Source organism: Streptococcus sp. V913 (assembly GCF_054353455.1).
On the sequence record NZ_JBTHHX010000006.1, the window covers coordinates 20,478 to 38,320 of the forward strand.

A 17,843-nucleotide genomic window follows, 5' to 3' on the forward strand; every position below is an offset into this window, starting at 1 on the left:
TTTAAAAATTTACCTCCATATTTTGATACATGGGCATAAGCATTGCCGCATAAAGTAAAACGATAATCAGGGCCACAAAGATAAAAACCAGTGGCTGTACTAAGTTCATGGTGCGGTTGACTCGGGTAAAAAAGGCCTCCCAAGTTTTCTCCGCATAGATTTCCAACTCACTCCCCAGCTTGGACTTGACTTCCCCATACTCGATGATGAGACTCAACTCCTTTTTAAAGAAAGGATAGGTTCCTATAGTCTGAGAAAACTCGCGGCCATTTTGCAGGGCTTGAGCCAGATCTTGACCGATTTCTTTAAAGAGCTGGGAACCTTGTTCCTGCATGATCTGAAAAATCTGCGTCAGCTCCATCCCCTGTGAAATCATATTGCCCCATTCACGCGCGTAATAGGCCGTCAGATAGGTCTGGACAAAGATTCCCAGAAAGGGAACCCGTGCCAACATCGAGAAGACCCGCATCTTGGAACTTCTTTTGTAGAAAGTGAGGGCTAAAAGCAAAGATAGAGAGCAAACCAACACTAGCCCCAGAAAAATTTGTGGCAGATTGCCGATGATTTGGGTGGCGATATTGCCACTGTCCAGTTGGGGGAGTAGATAGTTTCTCAATCCCAGCATGATTAGCAGGAGAAATCCCAGCAAAATCAGGGGATAAGTCGCCACTTCGATTAACTTTTTCTTGACCTTGGCCAAATTATCCAGATATTCTTCTATCTTTCCCAAACTCAGGTGAAGATTTCCATGCACTTCAGCTAGAGATAACTGGGTCACAATAGCACTTGAAAAGCCCAAGCTGTTCATCATTTTTGAGAAGGATTTTCCCTGGGACAAGCCTTGGTGCATCTGGGTCACATAGTCCTTTTCCAGCAGGGCACTTCTGCCCAAGAAAGAAATAATTTCCACCAAATGAAAGCCACTGGAGAAGAGATTGTTAAACAAGGTGATGATTTTCTTCTGCTTAGCTGTAGCTAATTTTTTCCGTTTCAGCCTGAAGACTTGTGATATGTCCATCTTTAAGAAGCTGGTCAATCTGCGCATTCCAGCTAGTTGGCTGGTGTTCTTGAAAGTCTTTGTTTGCAAAGTCAACGATTCCTCCTCCCCCGATTAATCTCTGGTAGCTGACTCCTTGCAGAACAACTGCTAATTCTTCCTCCGTCACACCTAACTCCAGAAGGCGTTCATAAACACCTCGGATACTCTTGGCATGAATGGTTGAAAAGACTGTCGCCCCTGTCAAACTGGCTCTGACCACTGCACGCGCCGTCTCGCTATCCCGAATTTCACCGATAATCAAGAGGTCAGGACGATGTCGGAGAGATAGTTTGATCAGATTTTCATAGGTCAAGCCAATCGCCTCATTCAACTGCAACTGGAGCATGTCTTCCTGCTTGATCTCGACAGGATCTTCAATGGACATGACCTGCTGCCCCTTAAAAAGAGACTTGGCTAATTCGTGCATCAAGGTCGTCTTGCCACTTCCAACTGGACCTGCAAAAAGGTAGAGGCCCCTTTGCCTGTGTTGTTCCCCTAGTTCTGCTAGATCCTGAAACCAGAAATGCAGTTCCTGTTCCTCATCGTGCAACAAACGAATAACCAAACTCTCATGTCCCCGATAATCTCCTACGGTAGACAAACGCAGAGAAGACACCTTCTCCCCATGCTGATAGTCGCAAGATCCCAGCTGACTACGTCTCTTCTCCCCTACATTCATACCCGCTACAAACTTGAAATGACTAATCACTGCAGCTAAAACATCAAACTCATAGGAGTCAACTAGACACCGTTCGTCTCCAACCCGCATGTGAAGTTCGTAGGACTTTTCCTTGGGGATAAAATAGATATCCTGGGCCTTCTTTTCTTTCGCAGTAGCAATAATTTTCTGTGCAATTTCTTGTACCATACCGCCCTCCTTATCTAACTATTCGCAAAAAAATAAAAAAAGCAACTTAAAAAGTTACTTTTTTATCTCCATTTCATACGGCAAGAACGGTGCTTTTCTTGACCTGTTTGTTTTTTGTAGCCTGGACGTAGCTTTTCATCGGGGATGACTTGCTCATCCTGTAAAAGTGCCAAAGAATGGTACTGTTGCAAATACTCATCGCACTCATCACACCAGCGTTGGTCGGCAGGATCCCAAAAAATAGTCATCAAATCACTTCGACTCTTATAAAGAGGATTCTTCTTTTCCAGCTCAAACCAGCATGATTTATAATATTTTAGAGCATCATAATACTTGTCAAAAGATTGACTCATGATGACATCTTCTTCCCAACCTTCTATGAACCACCACGGTTCAAAGTCCCCATACATTTCTATAACACGATACATTCTTACTACTTCCTTTGTATCGTATATTATATCTAATTTTTTATTACAAGAAAAGGATTTTGCTTGTTTCCCCCATTAGCAATTTCTTTAATCCTATTATTTTCATCTGATAATAAAAATAGGAGTCCTTTATTGACCCCTATTTTATCATCTTAAGCTTGATAACGTTTCACACCATCTAGGTAGGTTGCTACCAATTCCAAATCTTTATCTAGTACGATAAAGTCAGCGTCATAACCTTCACGGATTTGACCACAGACATCATCGATGTGAACAGATTTTGCTGGGTTGAGGCTGGCCATCATGACGGCTTCATGCGGGTTCGCAATGCCCCATTCGACTACATTTTTCAAACCATCTTTGAGTTTAAGGATAGAACCTGCCAAATTGCCTGTAGATTTGAGGCGAGCAGTTCCATTGGCAACTACTACTGGGAATTCTCCCAACATGTAGTCTCCATCTTCCAAGCCACCAGCTGTCATACAGTCTGTGATAAGAGCGATATTTTCAGTTCCTTTTTGTTTGAGCAAAATATCACAGGCCTTTGGATCTACGTGGTGACCGTCACAAATCAATTCAGCGTAAGTATGTGGCAATTCATACATGGCTCCCACCATACCGAGCTCACGGTGAGTCAAGCCACGCATCCCATTGTAGGCATGCACCCAAACACTTGCTCCAGCATCGACTGCTTTTTTAGCTTCTTCAAAAGTCGCATTGGAGTGTCCAAGAGCAACAGTCACACCTTCGCCCGTAATCGTACGAACAAAGTCTTCTACACCTTCACGTTCTGGTGCAAGGGCAATTTTATTAAGCAAGCCATTTGCTGCTTTTTGCCAAGCACGAAACTCATCCATACGAGGATCTTTCATGTAAGCAGGGTTTTGAGCTCCTTTGTATTTCTCTGTGAAATAAGGGCCTTCAAAATAGATCCCACGAATCTTGGCTCCACTTGCTTCCTGGTAACGAGCACCGATATTTTCAGTTACCGCAAGCAACTGCTCGTAAGAGGAAGTCAAAGTCGTTGGCAAGAAGCTGGTGACACCTGTACTAAGTAGTCCTTCACTCATGGTATGAAGGGTCCCTTCGATGTTATTGTCCATGACATCCACACCGCCAAATCCATGAATGTGGGTATCCACAAGTCCTGGGGCAATGCTATAACCTGTATAGTCAATCACCTCAGCTCCTTCAGGAATTTGATCCACATGCTTTCCAAACTTGCCATCCACAAGTTCCAAGTAACCGCCACGACGAACTCCGTGTGGGTAGAAAAACTGATCCGCTTTAATATAATTAGGCATAATGATAACCTCCTTGATAGATTGATTCTAAAATTTATTATGTCAATTACATTATAAACCTTTCCTTTTCATTTGTAAATGGTATAGACCTATTTTCTAGAGATATTTTAAAAGAGCTGGATTTCTCCAACTCTTTGATCTTATTTTGATTTTACAGGCAGTTCTTGAGCAGCCTTGACAGCAGCTGCAATCGTTTCTGCGTAAAGTTTAGCACCTTCTTCAATCATGTTGCTATCATTTCCAAAGTGGACTTGGTCAGTTCCAGCCCAGATTTCAGGGTGTTCCTTAGCGACCTTATTCCAGTCAGCGATGCTCACATATGGATTCTTTTCAGCTAATTCTCTCGCATAAGCCGCATACTGCTCCACTGATGCATAAGTGTCCTTGCTCTTGTCTCCCTCATAAGGTGTCACCAGTATCAGATGGTGTCCTTTCGGTAGATTGTTCACGATGCTATCCAAATCATTCTTGTAGCCTTCAGGATTATTAACCCCTGTTGCAATGACAACTGTTTTTAGCAGTGCCTTGTTCTGGCTGTTAAGAAGCATAATGTCATTGGCTTGCTTGGTTGTACGACTGATTTGCGCATTAATTTGAGCCTCAGGCAATACTTCCTGTAAGGCTGTATTAGCACGCAAGGCTACCGAATCTCCAATCAGACTCGTTCCCTCAGAAATTCCAAGTCGGCTAGCCTCTGCTTGTTCAGCAAGGGTTTTTGTTTGTCCTATATTGGTCTGAGCTTGCTTGAAACCATTGACCATCAAGTCTGTCTCAAAAGCTCCAACTTGAGGAGCCATAGCTATGATAATCAGGGTAAGTAAGGAAAGAACACCCACAACACTAGCACTAATGGGTCTGATATGATGCAGTTTAGTGATTTTTCTAACTAAAGCATTGGTCTTACCGGCAATCAATGGCTCAATAATATAGAAGGATAAGATAGCGAAGAAATAGGAAAAGATAACGGTTAGGATAACAGCCAATAGATTCCCCATCAATTGAGAAAAGATAATATAGAAAGGCCAGTGGAAGAGGTAAACCGCATAACTGGTATCCGCTAAAAATGTGATTATCCGAGGTTCTTGTATCTCAGGCGTTTTCTCATGCAAGACACGCGCAGCAAGAATCATGGTCACGGCCGCTAAACTTGCTAGTAAGAAACCAAATAGATAAGCGAATAGGTAGGTAAACTTGACAAAGAAGTTCAAGAGTACTAATACCAAGAGGCCTGCAGCAAACACCAGTAAATTCTGACGAAGATCCCACGTCCGATCAAACTGCTTAACTAAATCGCTCGTCTGACGAACACCCACAACCGTCGCCAAAATACTTCCTAAAAAGAAGGGATAGACATGGGTTAAACTTGAAAAGTAGACAGACGAATGGGAACTAGCCATTAGACTACCAATAAACATGGAGAAAAAGCTAATGATGAAAGCTCCCGCAGAAAGGAGAAATACCATCCCTCTCAATTGACTACTAGATTTTGAACGTTTCGATAAGAACCAAACCGCTAAGCCCCAAAGAATATAGTAGTGAACCTCAACGGCTAGACTCCAGTTGTGAACAAAGAGATGCGGGATGAACTGGGATTCATAACTTCCCCCTGTTAACATTTCGTAGAAGTTGGTCATAAAACCGAAAACTCCAGCAATCTGACCGCCAATTCCAGCAACATAGTCTTGGCGAACTAGGAGGGTAAAGGGCATGGTCACCAAAACCATCAGAACCACAGGTGGTACGATGCGGTAAAACCGTCTCTTAAAAAAGCCCAGTAAATCAATCTGGCGTTTTTTCCCGAATTCTTCTAAAAGGAGGGCAGTGATCAAAAATCCTGAAAAAGTGAAAAAGACATCTACCCCAAAGAAGCCTCCAGGAAAGATTGTTTGAAAGAAGTGGTACAAGAGCACCAAAAGTAAACCTGTAATCCTAATCAAGGAAAACCATTTAATACGCATACGAGTTTATTCCCCACTCAATTAGATCTTAAAAACATCTAATTTTTATTCCATAATACACCTTATTTTATCAAAAAAAGAAGAAAAATCCTAAGAGAAAACTTAGGATTTTGGCATTCTATTTTTACACTTTAAAAATTGCGCCCTGACTTGTTGTAGCCATATTTTTCTACAAAATACTCACGGAATGCCAAGAGATTGTCATCCATGATGGCTTGACGGACCTGCTTCATCAGGTTGAGCAAGAAGTAGAGATTGTGGTAGCTAGTCAAGCGGATACCGAAGGTTTCGTCAGCCTTGAGCAGGTGACGAAGGTAAGCGCGTGTGTAGTTCTTACATGTATAGCAATCACACTCAGGATCCAGTGGCGTAAAATCTTCAGCGAATTGGGCATTTTTGACAACCAAACGACCTTGGCTAGTCATACAAGTCCCATTACGAGCGATACGAGTCGGCAAGACACAGTCAAACATATCCACACCACGAATAACTCCATCGATCAAGCTATCTGGCGCTCCCACACCCATCAAATAGCGAGGTTTGTTTTCAGGCAGCAGTTGAGTTGTGAAGTCCAAGACTGCATTCATTTCTTCGTGCGTTTCTCCCACAGCCAAACCACCGATAGAGTAGCCAGGGAAGTCCATGCTAACAAGGTCGTGAGCTGACTGACGACGAAGGTCTTCAAAGCCCGCTCCCTGCACAATCCCAAACAAGCCTTGGTCGTGCGGACGACGATGAGCTTTCAAACCACGCTCAGCCCAACGGCTGGTACGTTCAATTGATTTCTTAACGTAATCATAGGGTTGGTAAAACTGAGGACATTCGTCAAAGGACATCATGATGTCTGAGCCCAGATTATTCTGGATAGAAATGGCTTTTTCTGGCGATAGGAACATCTTAGAACCATTGAGATGGTTTTTAAAGGTTACCCCTTCTTCTGTGATATTACGGCTATCTGCTAGAGAATAAACCTGGAAACCACCACTATCCGTCAAAATTGGCTGGTCCCAATTCATGAACTTGTGGAGACCACCTGCGCGTGCGATGAGTTCGTCCCCAGGGCGAAGCCACAGATGATAGGTATTAGAGAGGATAATCCCTGAACCCATCTCCTTCAACTCCTCTGGCGACTGGGTTTTAACAGTGGCTTGGGTCCCAACTGGCATAAACATAGGCGTTGGAAAGGTACCGTGCGGCGTGATAATTTCTCCCAGACGAGCTCCCGTGTGTTTTTCTTTCTTAATCAAACGGTATTTGATTGGTGAATCTGACATTTTTTACCTCCGAAGCTGGGAAAAACAGTCCCAGTTCATACTTTGCGCCCAAAGGCATACTGTATGATTTTATCAAAAAAAGCTGGAACTGTCACGAACTATGGTATAATGAAAGAATGAAACACCCAAAAATTGATTTAAAAACTATTCGTCTGCAGGCCAGGCAATTTCAGGATGAAAATCCCCGCCTCTTTCTCGTCTATCTCTTACCTAGCATACTGGTCATCTTATCAGGCTTTCTCAACCCCTTGGCTCGTCTCCAGGAAAGTGTTTTAGAGCAATCCTTTTTCAGCATGCTGGCACAAGTTCTCCAAACCTATCTCTTCCCGCTAGTAGTTTCTTTTATGAGCGCTATTTTTCTAGCAGGTGCTGCCTTTGCGACACTCAGACTCCTCAAGGATCCTGATACGGAACTCTCAGTAAAATCTAGTCTGGCCCTCTTTGCTGAAGAGCGCTTCACACAAACCTTCCTCACCCTCCTCCTCAAACGTTTCTACCTCTTTTTATGGAGCATCCCAAACTTAGTAGGCGTTTATTTTCTCTTTTATAGCAATCTCTTGGCTCGGAGATTTGTCGCCCTACATCCTGAATTTCCAAAATTAGACCTCTCATCCGTTGAAAACGAGCAATTCCTTATGACCTTTGGACTCTACTTTTTCGCGAGTCTCATCTTGATGATTGTGGGCAACAGCCTCTATATCCCGCAACATTACGCCTACTCGCAGGTAGAATTCCTCCTCTGCGATACTCTAGATTTAGGGCAGGCTAAACCCAGTCAAATCCTGAAAACCAGCCGTTTCTTGATGAAAGGTTACAAATTCCAGCGATTTGTCCTTGACCTACAACTACTCCCTTGGTACTTCCTCAACTGGCTCACCTTTGGAATTGCTAGTTTTTCACTCCTTCCCTATATCCAAAACAATCATATCTTCTTTTACAGAGCCCTCCTAGCCCGTAAACGTCGAAATGGATAAGAGCATACAAAAACCAGCGTCCTGAACGACGCTGGTTTTCTTATTTCAAAAGTAACATACTCAGCAGAGTCAAAATAGCGGGCCCACCTTGCTTCAGAATGATCTTCTTGTCTGCTGTCAGAGAACCGTAGGTCGCTGCACCAAGCACAAATAAAACAAAGATGGTCACAATTTCCAAGCTTTGCGAAAAATAAATCCCGTACAAGAGAAAGACCCCTATCAAAGCATTATAAATTCCTTGATTTTTAAATAATGAACTCACTGAAGAACGAGCCAGTTCTTCCTTATCCACATTAAACACGCGACTAGTAGTGTCTGATTGCGTAGCCACACTTTCCAGATAAAAAATGTAAAAATGCTCGAGGGCAACAAGGGTTGCTAAAATTGTGGTAATAATTGACATCGTTTTCTCCTTAAAATTCTATTTTTTCTAGACCTGACACTAGTTTCGTCAGTAAAGTTGTTAGCTCTTTCTGCTCGGCTGTCGATAAGATGCTCTCCATCTGTTCCTTCACTCGCAAATGATGTTTAGGCGGACTGACTAAGAGTTGATTCTTGGCTTCTTGGGTTAATTCAACTAAGACTTCTCGCTGATTGGCCGGATTACGCTTGCGACTGACATAGCCCTCTGACTCTAGTATCTTAAAATGACGGGTCAAGGCCGCCTGGTCGATTTGCAACTTCTCCTGAACGGCAATCTGGTTGCAGGGTGACTGCTGCAGTAAAAACTGCAAGATTTGATAGCGGGTCAAACTAATTCCCAATTGTTTCTCAAAGAGTTGAGTGATCATCTGATCTGTTAAATGGAGCTGGTACAGTAAGTCGTTAATTTTTTTCATTTCTACCTCCTTGCGTACACTTGATTTATCAACTATTGACTTATCAAGTATATTGCAGAAAGATTAAAAACGCAACCATTTTGCTTACTCACGAAAAATAGCCTCTTGGTTTCAATCCCAAAAGGCTATTATTTCTATATTCTAGATAAAATCCAGCACTAACCTACCAAATCTGCTCGAAGGATTTCTCCCTCTTTATCAATGACAACTTCGATGACATGGCCTGCAAAAATTTCCTCGCTATCATCATAGTAGAGGGTCAATTCCCCGTCTTCGTTGATCGATAGTTCACTCAAGGAAAGAGAGTTGGTAAAATACTCTTCTGTTAACTCCACATCATTTTCATCTGAATCTATCCAATCTTGAGCTGTTTCCCACAGTTCTTTGACAATATAGTCTTTAATCCGAGTATCTTGAACTTGGAAAGTTCCCATAAATTTCTTTAGATCATCAAAAGAACTTGGAGGGAGACTTTCATCTGCACTCGCAGCAAAAATAGCATGAATCTTACCACCCTCGTAAGTGATAAATCCTTCAAACCAAGAATAGGCTCTGTTTAAGGTGAATTCGCCAATATCGTCTTGAATGATGACCGGTTTTTGATAGGTTTCAATCAAGGTCTCTAACCTAGAGTCTGAGGATTGGTCATCTAGGTATTCCAGCAAGTGGTAGCAGTTATTAGCTACTTCTGACATATATGGCTCTAACTCCATGAAGGGGCGTTTTTGACATTTGATATGATGAATTTTGTAGGGTTCAAAACTAAAGCCCCATCTCTTTTCTTCAAATTCCTCAGGAGTCAATACCCATTCCAAACGTCCCTCACGTTCAGAGAATTCCTGGGTTGCAACATTGACACTAGCTTTAAAATGAACGGACGGCATTTTACAACCATCTTTTAAAGAAGCGGCCCCAGTTACATTTTGGAGGGTAAAAATCAAGAATTCGACAATTTCTCCGCAAAATTCCTGTTCAAAATCATCTCTTGTTTTCTCAAATGGAGTTTTTAATCGTTTTGTCATTCACTTCATCCTTTCTCCCTGCTTTTAATGCCCTAGCATTATTTTGTATTCGCTTACATTTTAACATGTTTTAGATTTTATTTCACTTATCAATACTATTTTACACAAAAAGAAGCTACACTTTTAAATGTATAGCTTCTTATTATTCTTAATTCATAGATACGTGAACGTGGTCATAGTGATTTTCGGTCACACTACCACGGTCTGGCATTTGATTCCAAGTGTAGGCAGGTCCATATTTACTATCGTATGGAGCGTAGAAACGTTGTTTCCAGATGATGTAGTTGATACCACGGCTAGCCATATTTTTGACTGCATATTCTGCAATTTGATCTCCGAGTGCTGAACTCACTGGAACCATAAAGTCGATGGCCAAACCTTTACCATGATCCCCACTGTCACCAGGACGGTAGCCACTAAAGGATGTAATGCCAAACAAATTCGCTACTTCTTCTTTAAAGGCTGCCGTCTGTGGTTGAAGACCAGCATTCTCAGATTTAGCTACAGCAAGCCCTGCATAATCAGGAGCCGCTGGAGCAGCATACGTTCTTGAAGGAGTTTGACTTTGCTCTGCTTGATAAGTCAAAGTTGTAGTATCAGAATTTGTTGTTTCTTCTGCTGCACTTGTTTCCGTTGTATCAGCAGGCGTTTCAGTTTCTGGTGTTGCAGCTGGAGTTGTTGCTACCGTTTCCTCCGTAGCTGGAGTCGCTGCTTGAGGAGCTTCTTCTTCAACCGGACTAGTGGTTTCAGTTGTTTCAGCTACTGGTGCTTCCTCTGGAGTCGTTTCAGCTGTTTCTTCAGCTACAGGTGTTTCTGTAGATGGTGTCTCTTCAGCAACTGTCGCTGTCTCAGAAACTTCTGAACTTGGCGCTACTTCTGCTGGTTTTTCAGTCTCTGTTGCAGTTGGAGCTTCCTCAATTGGTTGAGAAAGGTCTTCTACTTGAACTGTTTGTTCATCGACGGTTACTTGGTTGGTTGTCAAATCAGCTGTCGCAGTCGTCACTTCTTCACTAGCATCTGCTTGAGGAGTTTGGATCTCAACTTCCGTTACTTCTTCTGCTTCATTGACAGTTGTAGTGAGGACAGTATCTGGGAAAATCAAGTCCATATTGGTGATTTTGTTCAAATTTGCAAGAACTGTGACATCTACACCCAAGGCTTCTGCAATGGTGCTCAAAGTATCGCCATACTGTACTGTATAGCTTGTTTTGTTGTCCGTTTTAGTCAAATCGTTTTGGATTTGCTCAACACTACGTGCAGTCCAAAGGACTTCTTCTGCTTGGGTTGCCAATACTGGGGCAAATGACAAGGCTACTGTTGAGGCTAAAATAATTCTTTTCTTCATTCTTTCATATTCCTTTCAAATGAGTACCCGTCTATCATAACACAAAAAAAGCAGAAAAAAAGCCCTCTCGGGCCTATTTAATAGAACTGTCTATTCCTTGTAACAAACCCGATTACTTGAAACAGTTTGTTAGGTCTCTGTCACACAACTGACACAATCTTCTCGTTACTTACTCTCAAAAATATGAGGAATATCTGCTAACTCTTGAATTCTGTGATTGCCTTCAAAAGAAGATTCTAAAAAGTTGATGCTTTGAATACCACTATTCTGGGCAAATTTCACATCCAAAGTCCGGTCTCCTATATAATAGGTGCTCTCAGGATCCAGCTGATACTTGTCTAGCAGATAGTTAGCCGCTTCTGGACTGGGCTTGCGCGCAAAACCACTCTGACTGGTTAAAATCTCTGTAAAATAGGATTCCAATCCCAGATCCTTTAGAATAGTAAAAGCATTGTCCCCTTTATGAGTGTAAACAAAGTTCCGAATCCCTACTTGGTCTACCCAATTCAACACCTCACGCGCACATGGCATCAAGACTACCTGGGCATTCTTCTCAGCCAGACTCTGGGCACGCACCTGATTGAGCACTTCCACATCCAGTTTTCTCTCTTCTGACACCTGCACAAGCAAATCCTGCACAGAATACTTGAGGATAAACTCTCTCACTTTCTCCTTATCATAAGGAATAGAAAACTGAGCAAAGGTCTCCTCAATACCTGATAAAATCGCTTCGTAAGAATCCAATAAAGTCCCGTCTAAATCCCAAATAAAAGCTGTTTTTTGCATTTCCTATCCTTTCAACATCATATAACGTTGGTAACGGTAACGTAGAAATAACCAACGGAAACCATTATCCAAAAGAGTCCCTGCCCAAATACCAGGCAAGCCCCAACCAAGAACAATGCCCATCAGATAAGCTGTCCCAATACGGATACACCACATCCCTATACTTGTCGCATAAAAGGGAAGGCGAGCATTTCCCAATCCCTGCCAAACCGCCGTATAAATAACTGTCCCTGTCGCCATGGGAGTCCCTAGTAGTGAGAACAGTGCCACCAAAACGCTAGCTTCAACCGCTACAGGATCGGTCGTATATAGATGAGTCAGTGGTATCCCTAAGGCATAGATACTAAATGTTAAGGGCAACATGAGGAGCAGAGAAAGCCAAAAGGTTTGTTTGCTCAAATTATCTACTCTTTTCCAATTATCCTCTCCAACTGCTCGAGCCACCAGCATGACCGTTGCCGTAGCGACGCCAAAGGCAGGCATATAGTTAAACTGGGTCAAAACCTCCCCGATTGCATTTCCCGCTACTGCCTCCGTCCCAAAAGAAACGACCAAAGCAATGATCACTACATCTCCAGCCCTCATCATAAGCCGCTCTCCAGCTGCTGGCAAAGCCAAGGTCAGTAAGTCTTTATCCAGTCCAAAAGTCGGTTTCGTATAAGGCAGTTTTAATTGTGACCACAAAATCACAAGACCAACCAAACGAGACAAGATAGTCCCCCAAGCAACACCCGCTATCCCCATATCAAGGATAAAAATAGCTAGACTGGAAAAGAGAATATTCAAGGCATTGGATAAAAGACTGACATAGAGGGGGAGACGAGGATTATGCGTTGCACGAATCAAGGCTCCTAAACTGGTCATTAATCCCAAGAGAACAATCAATCCACCCACCAAAGATAGATAGAGTCCTCCACTTTCGGCCACATCCTGTTCAGTCCCCAAAAGTCCTATCATCTCTTGTCCAGCGAAGATAGACAAAGCTCCTAAAAGGAGACTTAATAGTAAAGTAATCTTCAACGCCTCAGTCACATGATAGGCTAGCTTAGACCGATCCTTCTGCCCCAAACTTTTTGAAATAACGCTGGAAATAGCAGCTCCCAGAGCGATGAAAATCGCCTGGTAAATCGTGATAATATTGCCAGCCACTGAAACACCCGAAATAGCGATTAAGCCCAAGTGAGCGACCAAGTAACTGTCCACCATCCCCATGAGCATCTGTAAAAAGTTTTCACCCATAGCTGGCAATGCAATATTAAGAATGTCTTTATTTTTCTTAAACAATCTCTCCTCCTGATGAAAAGAAACTCAGTTGGTTTCCCAACCGAGTTTACTCTCTCTGTCTTAAAGTCCTAGATATGCCTCAACCGCTGCTTGCATGTCAGCAGCTGCCACTGTTGTTTTATGACGAACTGGAGCCGTTTCTAGGCCATCAACTGCTGGTGGCACTGCCACTCCTGAGATTTCATGTAATTGAGTCAAGGCTTCAAAGTCAGTCAAGCCTGCTTTTCCTGTTACCGCTTCTACGGCAACCACTGGGAACTTGTATGGACTAGCTGTTGAAGCAATCACTGTCTTAGCCGCATCGCCAGTAGCCGCTTGGTATTTTCTATAAACTGCTGAGGCAACAGCTGTGTGTGGGTCCTCGATGTAAGCATCTGTTTGATAAACACGTTTAATTTCTGCCGCAGTTTCTTCCTCAGTCGCATATTCAGCTGCAAAGAGACCCAGAATCTCTGCATCAAAGTCTGTCAATTCATATTGTCCTTGTGTATTCAAGGCATTCATGAGTTCAGTTGTCTTAACCGCATTATTCCCCAAAAGATGGAAAATCAAACGCTCCAAGTTTGAAGATACCAAGATATCCATAGATGGACTAGTCGTTACCTTAAACTCACGTTTCTTATCGTAAACACGTGTTTTAAAGAAGTCAGTTAAAACATTATTGTCATTTGAAGCACAGATCAATTTGCCAACCGGCAGACCAATTTGCTTGGCATAAAAGGCAGCCAAGATATTACCGAAGTTTCCAGTTGGTACTGTGAAGTTGACTTTTTCACCAGCTACAATCTCACCAGTCTTGACTAACTGAGCGTAGGCATAGACATAATAAACAATCTGTGGTACCAAACGACCAATATTCATAGAGTTAGCTGATGAAAACTGTAGTTTATTAGCAGCCAATTTTTCACGAAGTTCCACATCGTTGAACATGTGCTTCACGTTAGTTTGCGCATCGTCAAAGTTCCCATCAATGGCTACAACATGGGTATTATCTCCAGTCTGAGTGGTCATTTGCAACTCTTGTACCTTGCTGACACCATCCTTTGGATAAAAAACGATAATCTCAGTTCCAGGCACATCGGCAAACCCCGCCATAGCAGCTTTCCCAGTATCACCAGATGTCGCTGTCAAAATGACAATCTTGTTCTCCAAACCATGCTTTTTAGCGGCCGTCGTCATAAAGTATGGCAAGATAGACAAGGCCATGTCTTTAAAGGCGATCGTTGAACCATGGAACAGTTCCAAGTTGTATTGCCCATCCAGTTTCACCAATGGCGCAATAGCTGGAGTATCAAACTTGCTATCGTAGGCATTGTTGATACAGTAGTCCAACTCCTCTGCAGTAAAGTCATCTAAAAATGCTGACAAAACTAACTTAGCAACTTCTTGGTAAGAAGCATCTTTTAATGTGTCAAAGTCCAAATCGACCTTTGGATAAGAAAGCGGTGTAAACAAACCACCATCCGTCGCCAAACCTTGCAAAATAGCTTGGCTGGCAGTTACTGTATTATTGGCATCACGCGTTGATTGATAAACTAATGTCATGAATCTCTATCCTTTATCTATAGTCTCTTCCATTATATCATGATTTTTCAGAAAATTCTCGCTTTATAGCAAAAATTATAATCCCAATTTGTCTCTCAAAGGCTGTAAATAAGCCATTTCTTGCTTACCTCTTTTCTCCAGTCCTTCCTCAGCTAGGGTGAGTAAATCTTTAGAAAACTCGAGAACCACAGCTTCTTCTTCATCTGTGAGTTGTTTTTTAGAAAATTGTCGTCTTAAAAGCTTATAATCACGACCAGTTGTGGTAAAAAATGGAGCAGTTCGCAAGTAAGTTTCAAGCTTGTCTAAATGAACCAACAAGCCCAAATGAAAGGCTGCAGAAGCAAAAGTCCTATCAAGCGGCTGAGTACACACACTACGAAACTCAACTGTTCCTCGAGTCGTTAAGTCTTGGTACTGGTAACTACGATGAGTTTGGAAATCCTCCTCCTGAGGATGAATTAACACCTCATCCCCATTAAAGGTAAATGCTTGGATTTCAGGTGTAGCCAAATAGTCCCTAGCCTGAATCGGATAAAAATAATAGGTTTCGCCATCACGTTCCGCGGTAAAGATTGCAGAATGATTTAGATAGTCAAAAAAATCATCCTCATCTTTAAATAGTCTAGTATTGACACCTACATTCTCTGGATAGATACCATGCATGGATTCTTCCCAAAAAATATCTCTCGAAATTTTGGTATCCCAATCTGCCCCTGAAAACTCAGAATTTGCAAACAAATAAGCTTTAGCTGCTTCAATTTGAGTAAAAGCATTGATAACACGCAGGTAGTTGGACCTTGAAACGTCCAGTTGAACCTGACTACCGCAGATAAAGGCTCCATACTCAGGAAAATCGTGTAAACCTCTACTAGTCTTACTTCTACTTAAGTTCAAATAATCCATCAACATCTGATAGCGGGGAAAAGCCACTGGACAATTCTCATTTTTATCCCAGTTAGGATGAAGGCCACAGCCAACAATAGCATGATTAGCTTCACCTAACTTATTCTGAATCGTAGCCATATAGAAGTTAAAGCGTTCTTCTACCTCTTGGATCGATTCGGCCTTTCCAAATGCAAACTCAATTGTCGTATAAGCAACCTCAAACAAGATCGTATCTTGGCTGACTAGATCAAGTAACTGAATTGGATTCCCAAAATCATCCACTTTTTCGATAGTAAAGCCCAGTACTGATGGTAAATACCGAAAGAGATCCTTAACAACTTCACTATCTGTAGCTTTACCCTCTAAATTTACAATAGGAAATTCTAACTCAATCCCAATAAATAAATCTGGGTTCTCTTTTATATTCTTTAAGTAACGTTTCTTTAGTAATTCAACAGACCGAGACATCAAATACCAACACTTTCATAATCAAAATAAATTGTGAATAAATAATATTATACCAAAAATCTAAGCAAAAAAGATTAGAATGGCACTCAAAAATAAGGCTCTATAATATTTGTAGTGGGTAAATCCCCTATAGATATTATGGAGCCTATTTTTGTGTGATAAATTGTAAAATATAGTGCAACAAAAGACTCATAGCGTTTCATTGGTGTAAACTGTAAGTAACCACACAAACTATCATCCGAAATTACTTTCTTCGCTACGATAGAAACGTTCGCTGTCAGGTGAAAATCATTACGATGGATATGTTTAGTCCTTACTATGACTTAGCTAAACAGCTTCGCTTTCGAATTTCTAGGCTCAGGCACATTGAGGAGAATCTAAAGCAGGTTCATCCTCTTTTTCAGACTGTCTTTAAAACCTTCCTCAAGGACAAAGAGAAAATCGTCAACGCTCTTCAGTTACCCTATTCTAATGCAAAATTAGAAGCGACTAATAATCTCATCAAACTTATCAAGCGAAATGCCATTAGTTTTAGAACTTTGAAAAGTTCAAAAACGGATTTTCATCGCTCTCAACATCAAAAAAGAAAGGACGAAATTCGTCCTTTCTCGACTTAGCTGACTTCAACCCACTACAGTTGACAAAGAGCCGTAATTTTTAGTAACTCAAGCAAATACAGATAATCAGATAAAAGAAAAGACAAGGCCTAGAAACCTTGTCTTTAATACTATACCGGCGGCCGGGGTCGAACCGGCACGTCCTTGCGGACACTGGATTTTGAGTCCAGCGCGTCTGCCAATTCCGCCACGCCGGCAAATAGTAACTGGGGTAGCTGGATTCGAACCAACGCATGAGGGAGTCAAAGTCCCTTGCCTTACCGCTTGGCTATACCCCAATAATATAAAATAGGCGAGTGATGGGGATCGAACCCACGCATGCCAGAGCCACAATCTGGTGTGTTAACCACTTCACCACACCCGCCATAATTTTATTAACACGGGCAGTAGGAATTGAACCCACACTGAAGGTTTTGGAGACCTTAGTTCTACCTTTAAACTATGCCCGTAACTAAAAGCAATGGAAGGGGAGGGATTCGAACCCCCGAACCCGAAGGAGCGGATTTACAGTCCGCCGCGTTTAGCCTCTTCGCTACCCTTCCAAGTTATAAATAAAATATGGCGCGAGACGGAATCGAACCGCCGACACATGGAGCTTCAATCCATTGCTCTACCAACTGAGCTACCGAGCCAAATTGCGGGAGCAGGATTTGAACCTACGACCTTCGGGTTATGAGCCCGACGAGCTACCGAGCTGCTCCATCCCGCGTTAATATAAAAGGAGGATGTGGGATTCGAACCCACGCACGCTTTTACACGCCTGACGGTTTTCAAGACCGTTCCCTTCAGCCGGACTTGGGTAATCCTCCAACAAATAGTCCGTACGGGATTCGAACCCGTGTTACCGCCGTGAAAAGGCGGTGTCTTAACCCCTTGACCAACGGACCATATCCATAGATGGGCACGAGTGGACTCGAACCACCGACCTCACGCTTATCAGGCGTGCGCTCTAACCACCTGAGCTACGCGCCCAAGTTAAAAACTTGGTATTTGAACAAAGTTCAAAGCGGGTGACGAGAATCGAACTCGCGACAACAGCTTGGAAGGCTGTAGTTTTACCACTAAACTACACCCGCTAAAATGGGAGTTAACGGGATCGAACCGCTGACCCTCTGCTTGTAAGGCAGATGCTCTCCCAGCTGAGCTAAACTCCCAAAGGGTGGAGTCTAGCTCAGCCAACGGTAAGAAACTTCGTTTCTCTCATCCG

At 42.5% G+C, this 17,843-nt stretch carries 15 protein-coding genes, 12 tRNA genes and 1 pseudogene; 2 read left to right on the top strand and 26 right to left on the bottom strand.

The genetic code is table 11. The features are described 5' to 3' along the window. Position 1 precedes the first annotated feature (1 nt). From comGB to tgt, 6 genes are all read right to left on the bottom strand, one after another. The gene (comGB, locus tag ACXYSL_RS09050) at positions 2 to 1,018 is read right to left on the bottom strand and encodes a competence type IV pilus assembly protein ComGB (protein WP_084874105.1); all 1,017 of its coding nucleotides are present in this window, start codon (positions 1,016 to 1,018) and stop codon (positions 2 to 4) included. After that, the gene (gene comGA / locus ACXYSL_RS09055) at positions 966 to 1,907 is read right to left on the bottom strand and encodes a competence type IV pilus ATPase ComGA (RefSeq protein WP_458624543.1); all 942 of its coding nucleotides are present in this window, start codon (positions 1,905 to 1,907) and stop codon (positions 966 to 968) included. The genes comGB and comGA overlap by 53 nt, the downstream gene beginning before the upstream one ends. A gap of 62 nt (positions 1,908 to 1,969) precedes the next feature. After that, entirely contained in the window at positions 1,970 to 2,335 is a 366-nt protein-coding gene (locus tag ACXYSL_RS09060; protein WP_458624544.1) for a DUF1033 family protein, read from the bottom strand. Between the two features lie 152 nt (positions 2,336 to 2,487). After that, entirely contained in the window at positions 2,488 to 3,639 is a 1,152-nt protein-coding gene (gene nagA / locus ACXYSL_RS09065; RefSeq protein WP_458624545.1) for an N-acetylglucosamine-6-phosphate deacetylase, read from the bottom strand. Between the two features lie 140 nt (positions 3,640 to 3,779). Continuing rightward, positions 3,780 to 5,597 (bottom strand): acyltransferase family protein, encoded by a 1,818-nt coding sequence (locus ACXYSL_RS09070; protein ID WP_458624546.1) that lies wholly within the window; start codon positions 5,595 to 5,597, stop codon positions 3,780 to 3,782. A gap of 131 nt (positions 5,598 to 5,728) precedes the next feature. Continuing rightward, positions 5,729 to 6,871, bottom strand: coding sequence for a tRNA guanosine(34) transglycosylase Tgt (gene tgt / locus ACXYSL_RS09075; RefSeq protein ID WP_061588011.1), 1,143 nt, complete (start codon positions 6,869 to 6,871; stop codon positions 5,729 to 5,731). A 116-nt stretch (positions 6,872 to 6,987) separates the two neighbouring features. Between tgt and ACXYSL_RS09080 the strand changes: the two genes are divergently transcribed. Then, entirely contained in the window at positions 6,988 to 7,845 is an 858-nt protein-coding gene (locus ACXYSL_RS09080) for a DUF975 family protein (protein WP_458624547.1), read from the top strand. Positions 7,846 to 7,885: 40 nt separating this feature from the next. Here ACXYSL_RS09080 and ACXYSL_RS09085 read toward each other — a convergent pair whose 3' ends face one another. The 8 genes from ACXYSL_RS09085 to ACXYSL_RS09120 form a co-directional block, all read right to left on the bottom strand. Continuing rightward, positions 7,886 to 8,248 (bottom strand): DUF1304 domain-containing protein, encoded by a 363-nt coding sequence (locus ACXYSL_RS09085; protein WP_458624548.1) that lies wholly within the window; start codon positions 8,246 to 8,248, stop codon positions 7,886 to 7,888. A gap of 10 nt (positions 8,249 to 8,258) precedes the next feature. Continuing rightward, positions 8,259 to 8,684, bottom strand: coding sequence for a MarR family winged helix-turn-helix transcriptional regulator (locus ACXYSL_RS09090; RefSeq protein WP_000723482.1), 426 nt, complete (start codon positions 8,682 to 8,684; stop codon positions 8,259 to 8,261). Between the two features lie 158 nt (positions 8,685 to 8,842). Further along, positions 8,843 to 9,706: a DUF2262 domain-containing protein gene (locus ACXYSL_RS09095; RefSeq protein ID WP_458624549.1), complete on the bottom strand. Its 864-nt coding sequence runs from the start codon at positions 9,704 to 9,706 to the stop codon at positions 8,843 to 8,845. 148 nt (positions 9,707 to 9,854) lie between these two features. Beyond that, positions 9,855 to 11,051, bottom strand: a complete 1,197-nt coding sequence (locus tag ACXYSL_RS09100) for a LysM peptidoglycan-binding domain-containing protein (RefSeq protein ID WP_458624550.1) — start codon at positions 11,049 to 11,051, stop codon at positions 9,855 to 9,857. A 165-nt stretch (positions 11,052 to 11,216) separates the two neighbouring features. Next, positions 11,217 to 11,837, bottom strand: coding sequence for an HAD family hydrolase (locus ACXYSL_RS09105; protein WP_458624551.1), 621 nt, complete (start codon positions 11,835 to 11,837; stop codon positions 11,217 to 11,219). 3 nt (positions 11,838 to 11,840) lie between these two features. Next, positions 11,841 to 13,121, bottom strand: a complete 1,281-nt coding sequence (locus ACXYSL_RS09110; protein WP_458624552.1) for an MATE family efflux transporter — start codon at positions 13,119 to 13,121, stop codon at positions 11,841 to 11,843. Positions 13,122 to 13,181: 60 nt separating this feature from the next. Beyond that, the gene (gene thrC, locus ACXYSL_RS09115) at positions 13,182 to 14,666 is read right to left on the bottom strand and encodes a threonine synthase (RefSeq protein ID WP_458624553.1); all 1,485 of its coding nucleotides are present in this window, start codon (positions 14,664 to 14,666) and stop codon (positions 13,182 to 13,184) included. A 75-nt stretch (positions 14,667 to 14,741) separates the two neighbouring features. Beyond that, entirely contained in the window at positions 14,742 to 16,019 is a 1,278-nt protein-coding gene (locus ACXYSL_RS09120; protein WP_458624554.1) for a glutamate--cysteine ligase family protein, read from the bottom strand. A 224-nt stretch (positions 16,020 to 16,243) separates the two neighbouring features. On the opposite strand from ACXYSL_RS09120, the pseudogene ACXYSL_RS09125 reads away from it, so the two are divergent. After that, positions 16,244 to 16,640 (top strand): annotated as a pseudogene (locus tag ACXYSL_RS09125) (transposase); the annotation flags it as partial. Between the two features lie 109 nt (positions 16,641 to 16,749). Here ACXYSL_RS09125 and ACXYSL_RS09130 read toward each other — a convergent pair. The 12 genes from ACXYSL_RS09130 to ACXYSL_RS09185 form a co-directional block, all read right to left on the bottom strand. After that, a tRNA-Leu gene (locus ACXYSL_RS09130) sits at positions 16,750 to 16,833 on the bottom strand. Between the two features lie 9 nt (positions 16,834 to 16,842). Further along, positions 16,843 to 16,914, bottom strand: a tRNA-Gln gene (locus ACXYSL_RS09135). A 13-nt stretch (positions 16,915 to 16,927) separates the two neighbouring features. Continuing rightward, positions 16,928 to 17,000: transfer RNA gene (locus tag ACXYSL_RS09140), tRNA-His, on the bottom strand. A 14-nt stretch (positions 17,001 to 17,014) separates the two neighbouring features. Then, positions 17,015 to 17,085 (bottom strand) — tRNA-Trp (locus ACXYSL_RS09145). A 12-nt stretch (positions 17,086 to 17,097) separates the two neighbouring features. Beyond that, positions 17,098 to 17,178 (bottom strand) — tRNA-Tyr (locus ACXYSL_RS09150). 17 nt (positions 17,179 to 17,195) lie between these two features. Further along, positions 17,196 to 17,268 (bottom strand) — tRNA-Phe (locus tag ACXYSL_RS09155). A gap of 3 nt (positions 17,269 to 17,271) precedes the next feature. Continuing rightward, positions 17,272 to 17,345: transfer RNA gene (locus tag ACXYSL_RS09160), tRNA-Met, on the bottom strand. A 10-nt stretch (positions 17,346 to 17,355) separates the two neighbouring features. Beyond that, positions 17,356 to 17,445: transfer RNA gene (locus ACXYSL_RS09165), tRNA-Ser, on the bottom strand. Between the two features lie 6 nt (positions 17,446 to 17,451). Continuing rightward, positions 17,452 to 17,523, bottom strand: a tRNA-Glu gene (locus tag ACXYSL_RS09170). A gap of 11 nt (positions 17,524 to 17,534) precedes the next feature. Continuing rightward, positions 17,535 to 17,608: transfer RNA gene (locus ACXYSL_RS09175), tRNA-Ile, on the bottom strand. A gap of 33 nt (positions 17,609 to 17,641) precedes the next feature. Beyond that, positions 17,642 to 17,712 (bottom strand) — tRNA-Gly (locus tag ACXYSL_RS09180). Between the two features lie 5 nt (positions 17,713 to 17,717). Beyond that, a tRNA-Val gene (locus ACXYSL_RS09185) sits at positions 17,718 to 17,790 on the bottom strand. Positions 17,791 to 17,843 lie beyond the last annotated feature (53 nt).